At 67.3% G+C, this 18,841-nt stretch carries 19 protein-coding genes; 12 read left to right on the forward strand and 7 right to left on the reverse strand.

Annotated elements, in window-relative coordinates:
* Positions 1-38 precede the first annotated feature (38 nt).
* Positions 39-1,109, reverse strand: coding sequence for an acyl-CoA dehydrogenase family protein (locus tag AC0KS4_RS05295; protein ID WP_225326612.1), 1,071 nt, complete (start codon positions 1,107-1,109; stop codon positions 39-41).
* 76 nt (positions 1,110-1,185) lie between these two features.
* Between AC0KS4_RS05295 and AC0KS4_RS05300 the strand changes: the two genes are divergently transcribed.
* The gene (locus AC0KS4_RS05300; protein WP_225326611.1) at positions 1,186-2,046 is read left to right on the forward strand and encodes an LLM class flavin-dependent oxidoreductase; all 861 of its coding nucleotides are present in this window, start codon (positions 1,186-1,188) and stop codon (positions 2,044-2,046) included.
* 3 nt (positions 2,047-2,049) lie between these two features.
* On the opposite strand, the gene AC0KS4_RS05305 is transcribed toward AC0KS4_RS05300, so the two are convergent.
* Both AC0KS4_RS05305 and AC0KS4_RS05310 read right to left on the reverse strand, forming a co-directional pair.
* On the reverse strand, positions 2,050-2,766 hold the full coding sequence (locus AC0KS4_RS05305; protein WP_225326610.1) for an SDR family oxidoreductase: 717 nt from the start codon (positions 2,764-2,766) through the stop codon (positions 2,050-2,052).
* Positions 2,767-2,785: 19 nt separating this feature from the next.
* Complete coding sequence (locus AC0KS4_RS05310; RefSeq protein WP_225326609.1) at positions 2,786-3,607, reverse strand: FadR/GntR family transcriptional regulator; 822 nt, start codon at positions 3,605-3,607, stop codon at positions 2,786-2,788.
* Positions 3,608-3,699: 92 nt separating this feature from the next.
* On the opposite strand from AC0KS4_RS05310, the gene AC0KS4_RS05315 reads away from it, so the two are divergent.
* Positions 3,700-6,114 carry a CaiB/BaiF CoA-transferase family protein gene (locus AC0KS4_RS05315; RefSeq protein ID WP_238957480.1) on the forward strand — a complete coding sequence of 805 codons (2,415 nt, stop codon included), beginning with the start codon at positions 3,700-3,702 and terminating at the stop codon, positions 6,112-6,114.
* 19 nt (positions 6,115-6,133) lie between these two features.
* A complete protein-coding gene (locus tag AC0KS4_RS05320) occupies positions 6,134-6,328 on the forward strand; it encodes a ferredoxin (RefSeq protein ID WP_009957531.1) in 195 nt (64 codons plus the stop codon).
* A gap of 107 nt (positions 6,329-6,435) precedes the next feature.
* Here the strand turns inward: AC0KS4_RS05320 and AC0KS4_RS05325 are convergent, their stop codons facing one another.
* Positions 6,436-7,680, reverse strand: coding sequence for a cytochrome P450 (locus AC0KS4_RS05325; RefSeq protein ID WP_238957481.1), 1,245 nt, complete (start codon positions 7,678-7,680; stop codon positions 6,436-6,438).
* Positions 7,681-7,786: 106 nt separating this feature from the next.
* Between AC0KS4_RS05325 and AC0KS4_RS05330 the strand changes: the two genes are divergently transcribed.
* Genes AC0KS4_RS05330 through AC0KS4_RS05355 form a run of 6 tightly spaced genes read left to right on the forward strand, consistent with a single transcriptional unit; the run spans position 7,787 to position 12,477 of the window.
* The gene (locus AC0KS4_RS05330) at positions 7,787-8,914 is read left to right on the forward strand and encodes an aromatic ring-hydroxylating oxygenase subunit alpha (RefSeq protein WP_238957482.1); all 1,128 of its coding nucleotides are present in this window, start codon (positions 7,787-7,789) and stop codon (positions 8,912-8,914) included.
* Between the two features lie 10 nt (positions 8,915-8,924).
* Entirely contained in the window at positions 8,925-10,490 is a 1,566-nt protein-coding gene (locus tag AC0KS4_RS05335) for an AMP-binding protein (RefSeq protein ID WP_238957483.1), read from the forward strand.
* 36 nt (positions 10,491-10,526) lie between these two features.
* Positions 10,527-10,952 (forward strand): nuclear transport factor 2 family protein, encoded by a 426-nt coding sequence (locus AC0KS4_RS05340; protein WP_238957484.1) that lies wholly within the window; start codon positions 10,527-10,529, stop codon positions 10,950-10,952.
* Between the two features lie 13 nt (positions 10,953-10,965).
* Positions 10,966-11,496 carry an FAS1-like dehydratase domain-containing protein gene (locus AC0KS4_RS05345; protein WP_225326603.1) on the forward strand — a complete coding sequence of 177 codons (531 nt, stop codon included), beginning with the start codon at positions 10,966-10,968 and terminating at the stop codon, positions 11,494-11,496.
* Positions 11,493-11,954 carry a MaoC/PaaZ C-terminal domain-containing protein gene (locus tag AC0KS4_RS05350; RefSeq protein ID WP_225326602.1) on the forward strand — a complete coding sequence of 154 codons (462 nt, stop codon included), beginning with the start codon at positions 11,493-11,495 and terminating at the stop codon, positions 11,952-11,954. Before AC0KS4_RS05345 ends, AC0KS4_RS05350 begins: the two co-directional genes overlap by 4 nt.
* The gene (locus AC0KS4_RS05355) at positions 11,947-12,477 is read left to right on the forward strand and encodes a maleylpyruvate isomerase family mycothiol-dependent enzyme (RefSeq protein ID WP_225326601.1); all 531 of its coding nucleotides are present in this window, start codon (positions 11,947-11,949) and stop codon (positions 12,475-12,477) included. Before AC0KS4_RS05350 ends, AC0KS4_RS05355 begins: the two co-directional genes overlap by 8 nt.
* On the opposite strand, the gene AC0KS4_RS05360 is transcribed toward AC0KS4_RS05355, so the two are convergent.
* On the reverse strand, positions 12,472-13,938 hold the full coding sequence (locus AC0KS4_RS05360; RefSeq protein ID WP_238957485.1) for an aldehyde dehydrogenase: 1,467 nt from the start codon (positions 13,936-13,938) through the stop codon (positions 12,472-12,474). The genes AC0KS4_RS05355 and AC0KS4_RS05360 overlap by 6 nt on opposite strands.
* Positions 13,939-14,076: 138 nt before the next feature.
* Between AC0KS4_RS05360 and AC0KS4_RS05365 the strand changes: the two genes are divergently transcribed.
* Positions 14,077-15,432: a lipocalin-like domain-containing protein gene (locus tag AC0KS4_RS05365; protein WP_238957486.1), complete on the forward strand. Its 1,356-nt coding sequence runs from the start codon at positions 14,077-14,079 to the stop codon at positions 15,430-15,432.
* Here the strand turns inward: AC0KS4_RS05365 and AC0KS4_RS05370 are convergent.
* Together AC0KS4_RS05370 and AC0KS4_RS05375 are read right to left on the reverse strand one after the other, a co-directional pair.
* Positions 15,421-16,566 carry an aromatic ring-hydroxylating oxygenase subunit alpha gene (locus tag AC0KS4_RS05370; RefSeq protein ID WP_225326598.1) on the reverse strand — a complete coding sequence of 382 codons (1,146 nt, stop codon included), beginning with the start codon at positions 16,564-16,566 and terminating at the stop codon, positions 15,421-15,423. The genes AC0KS4_RS05365 and AC0KS4_RS05370 overlap by 12 nt on opposite strands.
* A gap of 75 nt (positions 16,567-16,641) precedes the next feature.
* The gene (locus AC0KS4_RS05375) at positions 16,642-17,487 is read right to left on the reverse strand and encodes a helix-turn-helix domain-containing protein (RefSeq protein ID WP_238957487.1); all 846 of its coding nucleotides are present in this window, start codon (positions 17,485-17,487) and stop codon (positions 16,642-16,644) included.
* A gap of 87 nt (positions 17,488-17,574) precedes the next feature.
* On the opposite strand from AC0KS4_RS05375, the gene AC0KS4_RS05380 reads away from it, so the two are divergent.
* Together AC0KS4_RS05380 and AC0KS4_RS05385 are read left to right on the forward strand one after the other, a co-directional pair.
* On the forward strand, positions 17,575-18,015 hold the full coding sequence (locus AC0KS4_RS05380) for a hypothetical protein (protein ID WP_238957488.1): 441 nt from the start codon (positions 17,575-17,577) through the stop codon (positions 18,013-18,015).
* 49 nt (positions 18,016-18,064) lie between these two features.
* On the forward strand, positions 18,065-18,787 hold the full coding sequence (locus AC0KS4_RS05385) for a DUF1906 domain-containing protein (RefSeq protein WP_238957489.1): 723 nt from the start codon (positions 18,065-18,067) through the stop codon (positions 18,785-18,787).
* Positions 18,788-18,841 lie beyond the last annotated feature (54 nt).

Here is an 18,841-nt window from a genome sequence, read left to right on the forward strand (position 1 = left end):
AGCGGGAGGTGCCCCCGCTGCATCGTCGCCGGTGCGGCTCACGCGGCGCCTCCGCAGAATCGGCGGCCCACCTCGTGATAGAGCGCGCGACTGTCGCCCAGCAGCGCGGCGCCCTGCCAAGCGCGCCTGACATAGAGGTGCACGTCGTGTTCCCAGGTCTGTCCGAGCGCGCCGTGCACCTGGACCGCGGTGCGCGCGCACGCGGCGGCCGCGTCACCGGCCGCCGCTTTCGCGAGGGCGGCGGAGGTCCACGCATCGCCGGGCGTCGCGGCCGGGTCGGAAAGGCGCGCCGCGGCCGCATAGGTGAGACTGCGGGCGCGTTCCAGGCCGACGTAGTTGTCGGCCAGCGCGTGCTTGATTCCCTGGAATGCGCCGATCGGTTGGCCGAACTGGCGCCGCGACTTCGCGTGCTCGACGGAGCGGTGCAACGCGGCGCTCGCCACGCCGACCAGGTCGGCGGCGCAGGCCACCCACGGCGCCGTCAGCGCCGATTCGACGTCGACGCTCGCGGCGGCCGCGGGCACGGCGTCGATGTCGACCGCAGCCAATGGCTGGGCGGGGTCGGTGGGTTCAGCCGCCGGCACCACGGTGACACCGTCGCCGCCACGGACGACCGCCGCCACGGTGTCACCGGCGTCGTCGCGGGCGAGCGTGACGACCAGCTCGGCGCGCGACAGGTGGGGGACCGCGACGGCGCGGCCGCGCATCCGCCCGTCACGCAGTGTCATCGGCGCGCCGGGCAGTCGCGACCCGGGTGCGTGGACGGCCAACGTGGCCACGGCGCCACCGGCGATGTCGGCCAGGACGGAGTCGAGGCCGGCGGCCCGCAGCACGCCCGCGGCCAGACCGACGCTGCTCAGCAACGGGATTGGCGCGAGCGCGGCACCGCATTCCTCGAGCACCACGGCCAGCTCGACCGGCCCGTAGTCGGTTGCTTGGGGGGCGGCGAGTTCGGTCCAGCCGAGGTCGACGACCGTCTTCCACAGGGCGCGCCAGCGCTCCGGATCGGTGATCGCTTGACGCGCGGCCTCAGGCGGGCACTCCGTACGTAATATGTCGCGTACGGCGTCGCGCAGCGACAACTGTTCCGAGTTCAGCCCTACATCCATAAGACCTCTAACATAGTAAAGATAATAAACTAGCCCGGCCGGTGCAATCGCACCGAATCACACGCATAGGTGGCGCATGGTCGAGTGGTATCTGTTCCTGCCGCAGGTCCGGTTGTCGGCGGCCGACATCGCGGAGCGGGCGCGCCACGCCGAGGCCAGTGGTTTCGACGGCATCGCGTTCATCGATCACCTCGAGGCGCCCGGGCTGCCCGACGAAAGCATCTGGGAGGCAATGGGGATCGCCACCTGGGTGGCCGCCAAGACCGAACGGCTGCGGATCGGTCATCTGGTGCTCTGCGACGCGTTCCGCCACCCCGCGGTGCTCGCCAAACAGGCCGTCACCCTCTCGGAGGCGTCCGGCGGCCGATTCGAGCTCGGCCTGGGGTCGGGGTCGTGGCCCGCGGAGTTCGCCAGATTCGATGTCGGCCAGCAGGATCCGAAAGCACGGGTCGCTCAACTCGACCGCCACCTGAAGCTGCTCAGGCAGTACTGGGGCGACGGGATGGGGGAGGGCGAGTCGGCGCCGCAGGCGCCGCGACGGTCGCACCCGATACCGCTGGTCCTGGGTGGCAGCGGTCCCCGGATGATGGAACTCGTTCGCAGATACGCGGATTGGTGGAATCTGCCGGCGCATCAGCTCGACAAGCTGCCGAAACTGGCCGGGGCCGCGGGAACCGCCCGGTTGTCGACCCAGCAGATGGTGGGCTTTGTTCGGTCGGGAACCGATCCCGATGCCGTGCGCGAGGTGAGCACCCGCCGATTCGGCAACCTGGGATCCGGACTGATCTGCGGGGCTGCCGACGAGCTGTTCGGGCACTTCACCGGACTGGCCGGCCAGGGGGTCGAGCGGTTCTATGTCTGGTTCGCCGACTTCGCCGCACCGGACTCCCTGCACGAGTTCGGCGAATCGGTGATCAAGCCCTTTCCGGCGCCGTAGGCGTCAACCCCGTTGCGCGCGGCGGCGGGCCTCGGTGGGCACGACCGGCGGTCGCGCGAAAGGGCCGCGCTCCACCGCGGACAGGCGGATCTCCGGCAAGTCGACCGACGGGTCAACGGTATCCAGCCACACGACCGCTTCGGCGACGTCGGAGACCGCGATCGCGTACATCTCGAACGGAACGTCCTGCAGCATCTCGGTGGCCACCGGGCCCGGCGTGACGACATGCACGCTGATGCCGTCGCGATCGACTTCGAGCGCCAGGGCCCGCGCGAACGCGTTCATGCCGGCTTTTGAGGCGGAATAGGCGGTGCGCGCCGGCATCGGCTCGTGTGCCGCCGAGGACGAGATGAACACCAGCCGCGAGCCCGGCTTCATCCTGGGCAGCACCGCGGACGTCACCACGAAGCACGAATCCAGGTTCGCCGACATGATGGCCTGCCACTGCTCGAACGTCTGCTTGCGCGCGTAGGTTCCGCCGAGCGTTCCCGCCGCGTGGACAACGAGGTCGATTTCCCCCAATGCGCTTATCGCGGTGGGGAATCCGAGCGGATCGGAGGCGTCGGCCACCACATGACGCGCACCGATCTCCTCGGCCGCGGCGCGCAGCGGGCCTTCCCGGCGAGCCGAGAGCACCACGTCGTAGCCGCGCTCAACCAGCTTGCGGGCGCACCCTTTTCCGATCCCGCCGCTGCCGCCGGTGACCAATGCGGTTCGCATGACCGTTGCAGGCCGCCCTTCAGGATTGCCGAATATCCCGCGACCGCGACAAGGCCTGCGGGGACAGCGCATAGATGCGTTGATCGTGCTGACCGGACAGCACGTAGGTCTGGGTGTCGGCAAGGTGGCGCCCGGCGATACGACGGGCCCGGTCGACGTTGCCCTCCGCGATCGTCTCGGTCAGCTTGACGTGGGTGGTGAGCACCGCGCGGCGCTGAGCCAGCGAAGGGTAGGTGCCCCGCGACGCGCTCTCGTCGGCCCACTGCCGTTCGTGACTGGTCCACAGCGTCTCCAGGCTGCCCACGACGGCGATGATCGTGTGGTTGCCGCAGCCGCGGACGACGAGATCATGGAATTCACGGCCGATTTCGGTGAACCGGCGGCCGTCTTCGAGGTGTTCGGCCATCGACTCGTTGATCCGCGTGAGTTCGGGCACCAGGGTCTCGGCCCGGTCCGGGCGGCGGGCGGCCAGCGCGGCGCACGCGGGCTCGAGTTCCTGTAACGCCATACCGAGATCGGCCACCTCGACGGACTCGCTCTGCAGCAACAGGCCGAGCATGTAGGCGGCGCTGGTCTTCGCCGGGGCGTGCACGACGGCGCCGCCACGGTTCCCGCGCCGCACCGACACCAGGCCCTCGGTTTCCAGGATCCGCAAGGCCTCACGCAGCGACACCAAGCTCACGTTGAACTGTTCGACGAGCACCTCTTGCCGCGGCAGGAGATCGCCATCGGCGAGGTCGCCGTCGATGATCTGACGGCGCAACTCATCGGCTACGATTTCGGCGATCCGCGGCGCCGACAACCGGCGCCGGGCGTCGGGGCCAATTCCCAAGGCGGTCATCCGATCCTCGAACAAATCAACTCGCTGGCTTAGCTATTTTAGCAGTAATGATATAAATAGCTTCTCTGATCGCGCGTCGATCGGAAGGGCGGGTGCAAGTGAGCGAGCGGTCCGAAAGCCGGCCGACACCGCTACACGATTTGCGTGTCGTCGAGATCAGTGACCGGATAGCGGGCAGCTACTGCGGGAAGCTGCTGCTCGACGCGGGCGCTCAGGTCTACAAAATCGAACCGCCGCAAGGGGATTGGCTGCGGCGGTATACCGCCAGCGGCTCGCCGGTCGCCGAAAACGGCACCGCGCCTTTTTTCAGCTACCTCAACGCCGGCAAGCGCAGCATGACGTTCGCCCCCGGTGGCTCGGATTCGTCGCGACTGCGCGCCATGCTGGGCGCCGCCGACGTCGTCGTCGTCACCGCCGGCCCGGCGCAGGCCGCGGCGATGGGCATCGACCCGCGGCAACTGCTGGAACATTCGCCGCGGGCCGTCATCGTCACGATCTCCGATTTCGGCTGGGCCGGACCCTACGCGGACCGCGCCGCCAGCGAGTTCACCTTGCAAGCGTGGGCCGGCTCGCCCGGCTTCCGCGGCGATCCCGCCGGGCCCCCGATTTCCATCGGCGGCGATCTGGGCGAGTACATGGGCGGTGTGTTCGCGGCGTTCGGCGCGTTGGCCGTGCGCCGCCGCGTCGAGCGCGGCGGGCCCGGCGAGCATCTCGACCTGTCCATGCTCGAAGCGCTCACCACGATGCAGAGCAGCGAATGGCTGCATTCGCAACTGCTGCGCGTCCCGCCGGTCCGCCGCACCACCGAGGTGCCGTCGATCGAGCCCGCCAAGGACGGCTACGTCGGGATCACCATGGTGACCGGGCAGCAGTGGCTCGACTTCGCCGCGATGGTGGAATGCCCGCAACTGGAGGAGATCGAGCAACTGCGGTTTCAGATCGGCCGGTGGCAATACCGCGACTTGATCCGCGAACAGATCCATCCCTGGCTGGCCGAACGGACCGTCGCGGAAATCGTCGAGCTCGGACAACTGTTCCGGTTGCCGATCGCCGCGCTGGGCAACGGCTCCACCATCCGGGACCTGGAATACGTGCGCCAGCGCGAGGCCTTCATCCACAACCCGGCCGGTTTTCACCAGCCCCGCCCACCGTGGCTGATGTCGGCCTGCGCGCCGGCTCGCGTGGGCGCCACGCCCCGGCTCGGTGAGGCCGATGGCGAATCGCCTTGGCGCCGTGATGAATACGAATCCGAACCGGCGCTGGATGGGTTACCGCTGGCCGGTGTCCGCATCATCGACCTGACCGCGTTCTGGGCCGGGCCGGCCGCGACCCACCTGCTGGCCGCGTTCGGCGCCGACGTCGTCAAGATCGAATCGATCCAGCGGCCCGACGGCATCCGCTACTCGGGCGGCATGCGCACCGACGTGGACGACTGGTGGGAGTACGGCTGGGTGTTCCACGCGATGAACACCAACAAGCGTTCGGTCACACTGGATTTGGGATCCGAGCAGGGCCGTCGCCTGTTCACCGAACTGGTCGCCGGCGCCGACGTCGTGATCGAGAACTTCTCGCCGCGGGTGATGGAGCACTTCGGCCTCACCGCCGAGGTGCTGCTCGGCGTCAACCCCGAACTCGTGTTCGCCCGGATGCCCGCATTCGGTGTCGAGGGTCCGTGGCGGGATCGGGTCGGCTTCGCCCCCACCATGGAACAGATCGCCGGATTGGCCTGGGTGACCGGGCTGCCCGAGGCTCCGCCGGTGGCCCCGCGCGGGGCCTGCGACCCACTGGCCGGTGTCCACGCCGCGTTCGCCGTGCTCGCCGCGCTGAGCTTCGCTGAGGGCACCGGGTCGGGCCAGCTGGTCGAGCTGCCGATGCTCGAAACGGTGCTCAACGCCACCGCGATCCAGGCGATCGAGTCCGAGGTCTTCGGTGTCACGCTGAGCCGCCGGGGCAACCGCGGACACGGCGCGGCGATCCAGAACATCTACCGCTGCGCCGGCTCCGGCGACAAGAACGACGATTGGATCGCCGTGACCGTCCGCGACGATGCGCAGTGGCACGCGCTGGTCGACGTGATGGATCGTCCCGGGTGGTGCGAGGACGAGGCCCTGTCCACCGTTGCCGGGCGCCACGAACGAGCCGACGAGGTCGATGCCCGGCTGGCGGACTGGTTCGTCCACCAAACCCTTGAATCGACGGTGGAACGCTTGGCCGACGCGGGAATTCCCGCCGCGCCCGTGGTGTCGCCGTCGCTGGTCACCGACAATCCGCAGTTGCGCGAGCGCGGCTTTTTCGAGGCGCTGCATCATCGCAGCACCGGACTCGGCCTTTACCCGTGCCCGCCGTTCGCCCTGCTCGACGGCCAGGACCGATGGCTGCTGCGACCGCCGCCCAAGCTGGGCGAGCACAATGAAGAGATCCTGCGCGATCGGTGTGGGCTGACCGACGAAGAACTGACACGCCTTGCGACCAGCGGGGTGATCGGGACCCGCCCCAAGGGTCTGTAAGAGAAGTGGAGGGCATCTGATGCGCGTAACGGTCGACGAGAACCTGTGCGAGGCCAACGGCTTTTGCGAATCGCTTGCACCGGACGTGTTCGAGTTGGGGGACGCCGACGTGGTGCAGATCGCGGACGGCCCCGTGCCGGCCCGGCTGGAAATCGACGTGCGCGCCGCGGTGGATCAGTGCCCGAAGGCCGCGCTGCGGCTGGTCGAGGACTGACTCGCCCGGCGACGGCGAGCGCCGGAAGGGCGCGAGTGAGGAGTCGGGCAATCAGCCTCGCCCGGCGACGGCGAGCGCCGGAACGGCGCGAGTGAGGAGTCGGGCAATCAGCCTCGGCGGCGCTCGCGCAGCGATATCGCCATCTCGTCGTAGATCGACATGTTGGTGGTCAGGTTGGGATGCGCGGCCTTGGCCGGGCCGATTTCGATGTCATCGCAGCGCAGCAGCAGTTCGTCGAAGACCGCGCGCAGTTCCGCGCGGGCCAGCATGGCGCCCAGGCAATGATGCGGTCCGCCGCCCCCGAACGCCACGTGCGGGTTGGGCTGGCGGCCGATGTCGAAGGCGAACGGCGCATCGAAGACTTCCTCGTCGCGATTGGCCGAGCGCAGCATCGACACCACGCGTTCGCCCTTGGCGATGCGCTGGCCGTCCATCTCGACGTCGACCTTCGCGGTGCGCGTCCAATACGCCACCGGCGACGCCCAGCGCAGCACCTCCTCGACCGCGCACGGCCGCAACGCTTCCTGCGCGCGATACCGCTCGATCTGCTGTGGATTGCGCATAAACGCCTGCAGCCCGATGGCCAACGCGTTCTTGGTGGTGTCGCTGCCGGCAAACGCCAGCACGAAGAAAAAGAACTCGAGCTCGTTCTCGGGCAGGCTGAATCGCTCGCCGTCGTCGCCGGTGATCACCGCGGTCGCGAGGGTGCTCCAGATGTCGTCGGTGGGATTGCGGCGCTTTTCGGCGGTGAGCTCCATCGCGTACCCGAAGACCGAAGCAAAGAGATCGAGTTCCACCTGCCCGCTCGGGCGTGCCTCGGGCGCAAGCGCTTTCAAGATCTGGTCGAAGATGCCGAAGATTCGCGGCCGATGCTCGTCCGGGATGCCGATGATGTCGCCGATCACCGTCATCGGCAACGCGTCGGCGACGTCCTCGATCCAATCTCCGCCGCCCGCGGCCAGCAGGTCGTCGATCATCCGCGCGGCACGCGCGCGGATTCCCTCCTCGAGTTTGGCTATGGCGCGGGGATTGAACGCGTTGGAGATGAGTTTGCGGCGCCTGTTCAGGTCCGGCGGGTCCAACGTGATGATTGTTGGGAACGACGAGAACATGGCGACCGGCTGGATGAGCGGGCCGTCGGCCGCGGTGAACGACTCGGTGTCACGGTGCAGGCGGACCGCGTGCCGGTGTTTGGTCGCCATCCAGAAATCGCGGTGCACGGCCTGGGCCACCCCCGGCGTCAGGTCGTGCCGGAAGAGTGGGCTGGTGCGTCGCAGCTCGGCGAACAGGTCGTCGGGAAAGCCGTTGTACCACAAAGACCGATCGGACAGGTCGACCGCTGCAGCCGTCATCGCCGAGCCCCGTTCTGCGGCGACGCACCGACAACCGGTGAGCGCCGCGTTGACGTTCTATGCCTAAGATAGTAAAAATAGAGCTAGTCGTCGAACTGGAGTGCTCGTGACGCGAACAGTTTCGGACTCGGCCCCGGAGTCGGCCGAGGACCCCTCAGAACGAGAGTTCGGGCAGGCCGGCATCGCGCTGTCGACCTACCGTTTCCCGACGGGCTGGTTCATCGTCGCGTTCGGCTCCGACCTGGCTCCCGGTCAGGTCAAGCGCGCGCACTACTTCGGTGAGGAGCTGGTGCTCTTCCGCACCGAGTCGGGCCAGGTCCACGTGATGGACGCCTACTGTCAGCACCTCGGCGCCAACCTCGCCGTCGGCGGCACCGTGGAGGGCGAGCACATCGTCTGCCCTTGGCACGGTTGGCAATGGCGCGGCGACGGCAGCAACGCGCTGATTCCCTACAGCAAGATCGGCTGCAAGAACAATGTCCGCATCCGGACCTATCCGAGCATGGAGTGGTACGGCTTCGTCCTGGCCTGGCACGAGCGGCACGGGCGGGCGCCGTACTGGCAGCCGCCGGTGCTGCCCGAGCTGGAGACGAACGAGTACTACCCCCTGCACCCGCACACCCAGATGCTCAACCGGGTCAAGGTGCACCCGCAGATGATCATCGAGAACGCCGCAGACCCGTATCACGTTCAGTACGTGCACAAGGCCGCCAATCCGGCCACTACCGCGTCGTTCGAGGTGGCCGGATACCACCTGCACGCCACGGTCAACGCCCACTTCGGCGGGGGCCGGGCGCAGACGTGGCTGACGCCGAACGGACCGGTCGACGCCAAGATCATCTACGACAACTACTCGCTGGGGCTGGGTGTGGTGCGATTCCCCAGCGAGCTGGTGGCCACCGTTCAGGTCACCGGCCAGACGCCGGTCGACGAGGACTACACGGACTACTTCTACACACAGGCTTCCGTTCGTGAGCCGGGGGACACCGGTGACGTGCCCACCGGACGCGCCGCCCGGTTCCTCGCGCTTCAGCAAGAAGTCATCAAGCAGGACTTCTTCACCTGGGAGAACATGAAGTATCTGGAGAAGCCGAATCTGGCTCCCGAAGAGGCGCACGATTACGCGGCCCTTCGCCGCTGGGCGCACCGCTTCTATCCGGGAACGCAACCGTCGCCGTCCGATTTCGGCTACAGCGCCGACGGTGAGCCCGACCCGGCGGCGTCGGAAGCCTGACGAAACCCTGATGCCTGGGCCCGCCGATTTCGGTGTCGACGGTTTCACCGTGCCGGCCGTGCTGGATCGGCGGGCCGAGCAGCATCCCGACCGGGTGATGATGTCGATCGCCGGTGTGGACGTGACCTTCGAGCAGATGCGGCGACGGTCCCGTGCGGCGGCAAACATCTTGTCCGGCTTGGGTGTCGGCCGCGGCGACTGCGTGGCGTTGTTCACCGCCACGTGCCCGGAATGGGTGTACTTCTGGCTGGGCGCGGCGCGCATCGGCGCGGTCAGCGCGGCCGTCAATGCCGCGAACAAGGGTGATTTTCTGCTGCACACGCTTGAATTGTCGCGCGCCAAGGTGATCCTCACCGATGCCGAGCGGGCGCCCCGGGTCGACGAGGTCGCCGGCCGCCTGGATGCGGTGACCGACGTTGTGGTGCTGGATGATTCGCTCACCGAAGCGTTGCTCAGCACGCCCGTTCACCCCGTGAGCGACAGTCCCGCGGGCGAGGCGGACGTGGGGGTGCTGTTTTACACATCGGGCACGACCGGGCCCTCGAAAGCGGTTGCCACGACGTGGCATTACCTGTTCTCGGTGGCCGCGACCGTCGCGTCGGCGTGGGAGTTCGGCGCGGGGGAGGTGTTGTGGACGGCGATGCCGCTGTTCCATTTGAGCGCGGCGCCCAGCGTGCTGGCGCCGATGCTGGTCGGCGGAACCACGGTGTTGGCGAAAGCCTTTCACCCCGCAGAGGTGTGGGACGAGATACGCGCCCACGGCGCTATCGGTTTCGCCGGAGCCGGCGCGATGGTGTCGATGCTGCAAAACCTGCCCGCGGATGCCCGTGATGCGCAGCTGCCGCTGCGGTTCATCTCGGCCGCGCCCATCGACGCTGCCTCCTACCGCGACATCGAAAAGCGTTACGGCTGCCGCATCGTCACGATGTACGGGTTGACCGAGGCATTCCCGATTGCCCTCAAGGCCGTGGCCGACGAGGGCGTACCCGGAACCTCGGGTCGGCCCAATCCCGATTTCGACGTACGCATCATCGACGAGCGCGGCGATCCGCTGCCGCCCGGCGCCGTCGGGGAGATCGCCTGCCGGCCCAAGCGGGCGCACGTGATGAGCGAAGGCTATGTGAGCGAGGGGTTGCGGGTAGACCCGCACCCGGAGTGGTTCCGCACCGGTGATCTTGGGCGACTCGATGCCGATCAGAACCTGACATATGTGGACCGCGTCAAAGACTCGTTGCGCAGGCGCGGCGAAAACGTCTCCTCGGTCGAAGTGGAGGCGGTCGTGATGCGCCACCCGGCGGTTTTCGAGGCCGCGGCCGTCGGTGTCCCCAGCGAGTTGGGTGAAGACGACATCCTGTTGGTCGTGACGTTGCGTCCCGGGGCCACGCTGGAATGCGCGGAGTTGCTCGACTTCTGCGCGGCCCGGATGCCGTACTTCTGCGTGCCGCGATACGTCGAGGTGGTGGACGAACTGCCGAAGAACATCGTCGGGCGCATCCGCAAAGACCTCTTGCGCAACCAAGGTGTGAATCCGGACGCATGGGATCGCGAGAAAGAGGGGTATATCGTTGCCCGGTAACGTTGCCCATCACTGTGAGAGAGGCTGCGAAGCGAAATGACCATGACCTATCAGGAACAGCAGCTGCTCCACGCCGCCACCGGCCGCGCCGCCATCCTGGACCTGAATGCCCGGCACAATCGGGCCTATTCGGGCGGCGACCGCGAGCGCTGGATCGCCACCTTCCGCCATTCCGGCGCCAGCTATACCCGTGACGGTGAGACGTTCACCGATCTGCGCGCGGCCTTCGACGGCGGCGACGGGCAACGGCTGATCACGGTCGACCACGAGATCACCGTCGACGGGGTCAACGCCGACCAGCATTGTGTCGCCATGCTTTTCGCGACCATGTTCGAGGACACCACACTGCGGGCCACCGGAATCTTCCGCGACACTCTGGTCTACGAGCGCGGCGGCTGGTACTTCACATCCCGTACGTTGCAGTGGGATTCGGTCCCTAGCCGGCACCCGCTCGTGATGTGAGCGGCATCGATACGTGGATCAGGATTTCAGCCAGCGGCTGGCCTTCGGCACCTATGAAGATGCGCTGCGGATGGTCGGCGCGAAAAGCGAACCCCGCACCGCGGCCACGGCGGTCAGCGCCGCGCGCATCCAATTGTTCGCCGCGATGGTCCGCGACGGCAATCGGTCCTATTGGGATTCCGAGTTCGCTCGTCAGCAGTGGGGAGGGCTGCTCGCGCCGCCCGCTCTGCTGATGGGATGGTTGATCGCGCCGCCCTGGCAGCCCGGAGGGAGAGGGTCCGGTTCATTGATCGCTTTGCGGGTGCCGCTGCCGGGCACCACATTCATCAACGCGGCCAACGACGTTGAGTTTCCCCACCCCATCGTCGAAGGCGACGTGCTGACCGTCGTCGACGAGCTGGTATCGGTGTCGCCGGAAAAGCGGACCAGGCTGGGCGTCGGTCATTTCGTCGAGACGCTGGAGACCTACCGCCGCCAGGACGGCACCGTGGTCGCCACCTCCCGCAACACCCTGTTCCGTTTCACCCCCGGACCGTCCTCGTGACCGCCGACGGCCTGGACTGGAACCGGATCACCGTTCCGGTCGAGCTGCCCGAAGTGGTTGACCACATCAGCTACCAGCGCGTGGTGGAGAACGCCGGGGCTACGTGGGACTACTTTCCCGGCCATTTCGATCCGGATTACGCCCAGGCCCAGGGCAATCCGACGATCTACGTCAACACGATGCACCTCGCCGGTTTCGCCGACCGCGTCGCGACCGAGTGGGCGGGACCGCGCAGCCGGGTGGTGCGTCGCTCCATGCGGCTGACCGGGTCGGTGTACGCCGGTGACACGATGACGGGCCGCGGCCGGGCCGTGGCCAAACGGCGGGACACCTCGGTGGACCCGCCACGCTGCCTGGTCGACGTCGAGATCCAGGTGACCAATCAGCACGGCGCGCTGTGCTGCCCGGTCGAGCTGACCTTGCAGATGCCCGTATCCCCACCCCACGGCGATGGATGACGCGGTCGAGTTGCATTTGGCGGTGTGTCGGCGGTTCGGTGCGGCGGTCGCCTCGGCGAATGGCAATTGGGACCGTCAAACCCCCTGCGATGCCTGGGATGCCCGAGGAGTGCTCGAGCACGTCATCGGCTTTCACGATGTACTTCTTTTGCGGCCGCTGGGACTCAAACCCGAACGCCCGCACGAAGATCCGCAGCGGCGGTGGCAACTGACCTACCACTCGCTGACGGAGGCTTTTACCTCAGGCGTGGCAACACGGCTCGATGCCTACCCGCTGATCCCGAATCTGACCCGCGATGTCCTGGTGCATACCTGGGACCTCGCGCGTGCGGTGGGGGCCGACGCCAGACTGGACCCCGAGTGGTGTGAGATGTTTTGCGCCCGCCTACCGACGGATCCCCTGGACTTGGGCACGTCCGGAATGTTCGGTGCACCGATTACGCTGCGCGACGAGACCGACGCGCAGGCAAGGCTTCTGGCGCGCCTTGGCCGCGATCCCTGCTGGCGGCCGGAGACCTCATAGGGGCGGCAGCTGTCCTTTGCATACCAGCGTCTGCAGCTCGACGTACTCGTGCAGGCCCTCGGGGCCGAACTCGCGCCCGATGCCGGATTGCTTGAATCCGCCGAACGGCGCGCCGATGTCGAGCGTGTACATGTTGATGCCGTAGGTCCCGGTGCGGACGGCGGCCGCGACGTCGAGGCCGTGCCCGATGTCGGATGTCCACACCGAACCGGCCAGACCGTAGTCGGTCTCGTTGGCGATGCGGATCGCGTCATCCTCGTCGCGGTAGCGCAGCACCGTCAGCACCGGCCCGAAAATCTCCTCCCGGGCGATGCGCATGTCGTTGGTGGCGTCGGCGAACAGCGTCGGCTGCACGTACCAGCCGCGCTCGGACGGACTCTGTTCGCCACCCAGGACGAGGCGGGCGCCTTCGCTGCGGCCGGACTGGATGTAGTCCTGGACGCGGCGCTGTTGTCGTTGGGCGACAAGCGGTCCGATGTCCGTTGCCTCGTCGGCCGGGTTGCCGACATTGAGCGCTGACATCATGCCGGCCAGCGCGTCGACGACCTCGTCGTGCTTCCGGTCGCTGACCAGGATGCGGGTCTGGGCGACGCACGCCTGACCGTTGTTCATCAGGCCGGCGCTCTTCAATCCGGCCACGGTCTTGTCGATGTCGGCGTCGTCGAGAATGATCGCCGCCGACTTGCCGCCCAGCTCCAGGCTCACGCGCTTCAGCTGTTCCCCGCACAGGGCGGCGATCCGGCGCCCGACGGCGCTGGAGCCGGTGAACGCGATCTTGTCCACGCCCGGGTGGCGCACGAGGGCCTCGCCCACGTCGGTGCCGCCGGGCAGGACGGAGACCACGCCTTCGGGCAGGTCGAGCTGCTCGATCATCTCGGCCAACCACAAAGCGTCCAAAGGCGTTTCGGGTGCGGGCTTGACGATCACGGTGCAGCCCGCGATCAGGGCGGGGATCAGCTTGGGCATGATCAAGAACTGCGGCACGTTCCACGGCACGATCGCCCCGACCACCCCGACGGGGGCCCGGCGCAAGTGCACTTCGCCCAGCACCCCCTGGCGGCGTTCGGTCCATGGAAAGTCGCGGGCGGCGGCCAGCGCGAGGTGGATCAGCGTTGCGGCGGCCGCGCCCTGGCCCATCCGGCTGAAACTGCGCGGCGAGCCCATCTCGTCGGTGATCAGGTCGGCCATCTCGTCGCTGTGGCCGGCGTAGATCGCGGCGAGCTGTTCGACTTTGGCCATCCGATCGGCATGACTCATCTGCGGCCACGGTCCGTGATCGAAGGCGCGCCGCGCGGCGACGACCGCGGCGTCGACGTCCTCCGGCCCGGCCGCCTGGACATGGCCGACCGGCTCTTCGGAGTGCGGCGAGATCACATCGAGCTGATGCGGATCGGCGGGCTTGCGCCACTGCCCTCCGATGAACACTTCGTCATAACAACGATGGTCGGCATTCTTCGTCATCGGGGCGCCTCCTCGAGGCAGCGGTGGGTACGGGACGAGACCGTGACCGTGATTCGCTATTGACGCTAACATAGCCAAAATAGAACGAGTAGCAGCCGCGGGTGGATCATCAGCGACGATGTCGAGGCGAGGCGCGATATGAAGAGCGACTGGCGCAGTTATCCATTCCAGTTGGTTCCCGGGGACGGCCAGCTCGAGTTCCCCGCCGCCGAAGGTGAACACCCCGACCAGGAGTCGGACACCTGGTTCATCGCGGGCCAACTCGACGCCGCCGAGACCGACCGGTCATTTGCCTTCCTGACCATCTTCAACAAGAACCGGCCCGGCGGAACGATCGTCGCCGACTTCTACACTATGGCGCTCTTCGACCTCGATACCGGCGATTACGGCACCTACACGGATTACGACATGCCGCCGACCAACCTCGAACCGGGCGCCTCGCGCAAGCTGGAGCTCGCCACCGGCTACCTCGACATCAGCTATGCCAGCGGTGCCGGCACCGCGTCCTGGATCACCTGCCGCAACGGCGACGGGGGTCTGCTGCCCTACACCTACCGCGTCAGCCTGGTGGGGGAGGATCATTCCGGCCGGCGCATGCGGCTGGACCTGGCCGTAACCCCCACGCGCGCACCGACTCCGGTGGGCGCCTCGACCTACAACGGCAAGATCGTCTGCTTCGGCCAGGACGACACCTACTCGTACTTCCAGACCGGTATGGCGATGACCGGCACCCTGCGCTGGGGCGAGGAGGTCCACCAGGTCTCCGGCAGCAGCGGCCATGTCGATCGGCAATGGTTCCCGAAATACGCCGGCGGCGGGGGAACCGCTGGGGATCCGAGGGCCAGGTCGCACGAATGGCGCACCATCAACTTCGACAACGGCGTCGACTTGAGCATCTGGCGACAGTTCGACCGCATGAACGACAATGCCCTGCAGCCGTTCACCGGTGTCACCGCGAGCTATCCCGATCCCGCCACATCGCCGCAATGCGCCGAAGACATCGAGGTCACGATCAACAGCTACGTCCGGTGGCCGGAGACGGTGCGGCCCCTGGTGCGTCCGCTCGCCCCGGCCCGGTACATGCCCGACCGCCACCGGATCACCTGTCCCACACTGGGACTCGACATCGTCGGCGAGCCGGTTGTGGCCGCACCCGCGCACGGCCTGCCGATCGAATACATGGAAGGGCCCTACCGTTACCGCGGGACGCTGGGCGGCCAGCCGGTGACCGCGTTCGCCTTCAACGAACGATCGCTCGCGCTGTATCGGGATTGGGAGCTGGTCGAGGTGCTCACCACCACCATTACCAATACCGGACCGTCCGATCCCGACCTGCAGACCACCGTGGATCAGCTGGTGCCGTTGGTGGCCGCCGGGCGTCGGCGCGAGGCGATCGAACTGCTCAGCGCGGCGCGACCCGCCCAAACCGGCGTGCTGGCAACGCTATTGGACGACCTGGTGGCGGTGCTGTCGGCGGACGAGTCAGCGAGCTGAGCCCGCCAGCGCCTCGGCCCACGTGATGTGGCGGTGCTGCAATCCCGGCTCGTTGCGACCGAACACCAGGTGGTCGCGGGCCCCCGACTCGAGGTTGGCCTGTAGCCCCTCCACCAACCGGTAGTCCTCGTCGCGCACGGTGGCGTGTGCGTATTCGAAGACGGCTTGAGCGCCGGCGGCCACCGATTCGTCGGACAGGTCTTGCGGTGTGGCGTTCTGGTGGACGGTGATCGACCTGCCGGGCTGAACACCCGGGTAGACGCGGAACAGTTCGCCGTTGGCGATGGTTACCGACAGCACGATGTTGGGGAACAGCGCGTAGATCACGACCATGTTGTGGAACGGATTCCACTGCTCCTCGGGCATGTCGTCGAGTTCCAGGATGGTGTTGAGCGGGAAGATCAGCCGATGATGCGGGCCGAAGGAGTCGAACACCGTGCAGTTGCTGCGTGCGATGGTGGCGAAGGTTTGCCGATGGACGGTCGCGAAATGGTAGTTCTCGGCGAACGTGTCGATCGCCAGTTTCCAATTGATCGCAGTGTCGAGAACCTTCTCGCCCAACGGCGACCAGCGCCCGATACCCCAGGAGTCGAGCTCGTCGGCGAGCGGCCCCAGGTGCGCGGCCACGTCCAGCTTCGTACCGGGATCCAGTGAGACCCAAAGGAATCCGGCGAATTCGGTGGCCGGAAGCTCGGCCAGACCGTCGGAGCGCAGCGCCGCGTCCGGGAAACCCTCACGCCCCGGCACCCCCACCAGCCGCCCGGTGTTGTCGTATGTCCACGCGTGGTAGGGACAGGTGAACCGCTTGGCGGTGCCGCATCCCGTGACCACCTGCGACTGCCGATGCAGGCAGACGTTGTCGAACGCCTTCACCGATCCATCGGAGGTTCTGGTCAACAGGATGGACCGCCCCATCACCGTCTTGGTGCAATACGCCCCGGGGGCGGGAAGTTCGGACACGTAGCCGACCAACTGCGGGCTGGCCAGCAGCATGGCCCGGTCGAGGCGGTGGCGCTCGGGGCTGGTGTAGTCCCGCGCGTCGACCCGATGCTCGCTCGGCGCGAGGTCGGTTGTCTTGTCGCGCGCCAACTTCAAGGCACGGCGGGTCAGGTCGATGAGCTGGTCGCGTTCCATCTGAACTCCGGTTGCAGTCGAGCGCTCGCGTTAACTCTACTAACTTTATAGTGATAATAAATTAAGGTCCACGCGCTAGCGCGAGCCGATGTAGGGAAGCACCTGCGGGTGCTGCTGCGCGATCGCTCGCAGACGCCGATCGCTGTCGAGACCGCGCAGGTAGTCGGCGGTGGCCGGGTCCGCGGGAAAGAACGACTCGATGATGAGGCTCTCCACCGAGATGTCGAGCGGGCTGCCGAACGTTGCGATGGTGCTGATGAACCGGAGTTCGGTGTCGTCGAGCGTAAGCATCCGAAACGGCACGTACAGCTCGCCGGTCCGCTCGCCGCGGTCGGCTCCCTCCGGCGCCGGATAACTCGAAAGTTCCTCGCAAAGCCTGCGGATGTCGGGCGCCGCGGTGGCCCGCGCGTGCCGGCGAACCCGGCCCAGGATGGCCGCGTGCACCTCGGCACGGTTGAGCAAGCGCTGCGCCAACCCCCGCGGGTGCAGGCACAACTTCATGACGTTGATCGGTGGGCGCAGGAGCTCGGGGTCAACCCCTTCGGCGAGCACGACGCAACCCACGTTCCCCGCGATCAGGTTCCAGCAGGCATCGGTGACGATGGCCGGGTACGGGGCGTGGCCGGCCAATACCGAGTCGACGGCCTCCTTCACCGGCCTCATTCGTTCGGCATCCAAGGTGTGCTCGCCGAACACCGGTGCGTAGCCGCCGTCGAGCAGCAGTCGGTTGCGCGCAGCCAGCGGAAGATCCAGGGACTCGCCGACGCGCAGCAACAAGGCACGGCTGGGATTGGCCCTGCCGGTCTCGACGAAACTGAGGTGGCGGGGCGAGACGCCGACCTGATGCGCGAGTTCCATCTGGCTCAATCGCCGACGAGTGCGCCACTCCCGCACCGCGGTACCCGCTATGCCCCCAGCCATCTTGAAAAACCTAACGCCGTGGGTGGGCCTATACCACTACCTCGAAGGTAATCGACGTAGTTACCTGGGCGGCGAAGACTGCATGTCATGACCACATCACCGACACCAACGTTGCCGCCGCAGCCCACGGTTCTGCGCCGCGCCTTCGCCGCGGCCGCCGTCGGCCGGATCCTGCTGGGCGCCACCGCATTCGCCTACCCCGCGTCCCAGACGCGCATGAACGGCGTGCCGGATCACCTGCTGTCCACGGAGCTCAAGTACCTGATCCGCATATTCGGGGCCCGCGCCCTGGCCCTGGGCGTCGGTTATCTCAGCAGCGACGAACCCAACCGCCGGCGCTGGCAATACATCGGCCTGATGGTCGACACGCTGGACAACGTCAACGCCCTGATGGAGCTGAGACGCCTCAAGCGCGGCGATCCCAGGGTTCGCTCGCTGCTGAGCCTGATGGCGGTGACCGGCCCGTACGCGATTTTGGGCGCAGTGGGCGCGCTGCAGCGCCGATACGGCACTGCAACACACCTGTGACCAGTGTGATCAATGTGCCACTTGAGGTCTCTGTCGTACCCTGTGGCTTGTGTCATCAGTTTCGCGCCGCGACCTGTTCAAATACGCGGCCGCGGCGCCGGCCCTGGTGGGTCTGGGCGTCGCGGGTGCGTCGTTGCGCGCCGCGCCGGCCTCGGCGTCGCTGGGTACCCTGCTGGATTACGCGGCCGGCGTCATTCCGGCCAGCCAGATCCGGGCTGCGGGCGCCGTGGGATCGATCCGGTACGTCTCGGACCGCCGGCCGGGCGGCACGTGGATGCTCGGCAAGCCGATCCAGGTCGCCGAAGCGCGCGACCTCCACAGCAACGGTCTCAAGATCGTCTCCTGCTACCAGTACGGCAAGGGCAATACCGCGGATTGGCTGGGCGGCGCCAACGCCGGCCTGCAGCACGCGCAGCGCGGGATGCAACTGCATGCCGCGGCCGGCGGGCCCGCCAGCGCGCCCATCTATGCCTCAATCGACGACGACCCCTCCTATGAGCAGTACAAAAGCCAGGTAGCGCCGTACCTGCGGTCGTGGGAGTCGGTGATCGGCCATCAGCGCACAGGCGTGTACGCCAACTCGAAGACCATCGACTGGGCACTGCACGACGGTTTGGGCTCCTACTTCTGGCAGCACAACTGGGGTTCCCCCAAGGGGTACGCTCATCCCGCCGCCAACTTGCACCAAGTTGAAATCGACAAACGCAGCGTCGGCGGGGTCGGCGTGGACATCAACGAAATCCTCAAACCCCAATTCGGGCAGTGGGCCTAGCGGCCCACATCGCCGTCCGTTCCGACCGGGACTCGGACTCTTAGAAACCCCAGC

This window comes from Mycobacterium sp. NTMscope_MAC_12 (assembly GCF_976985675.1).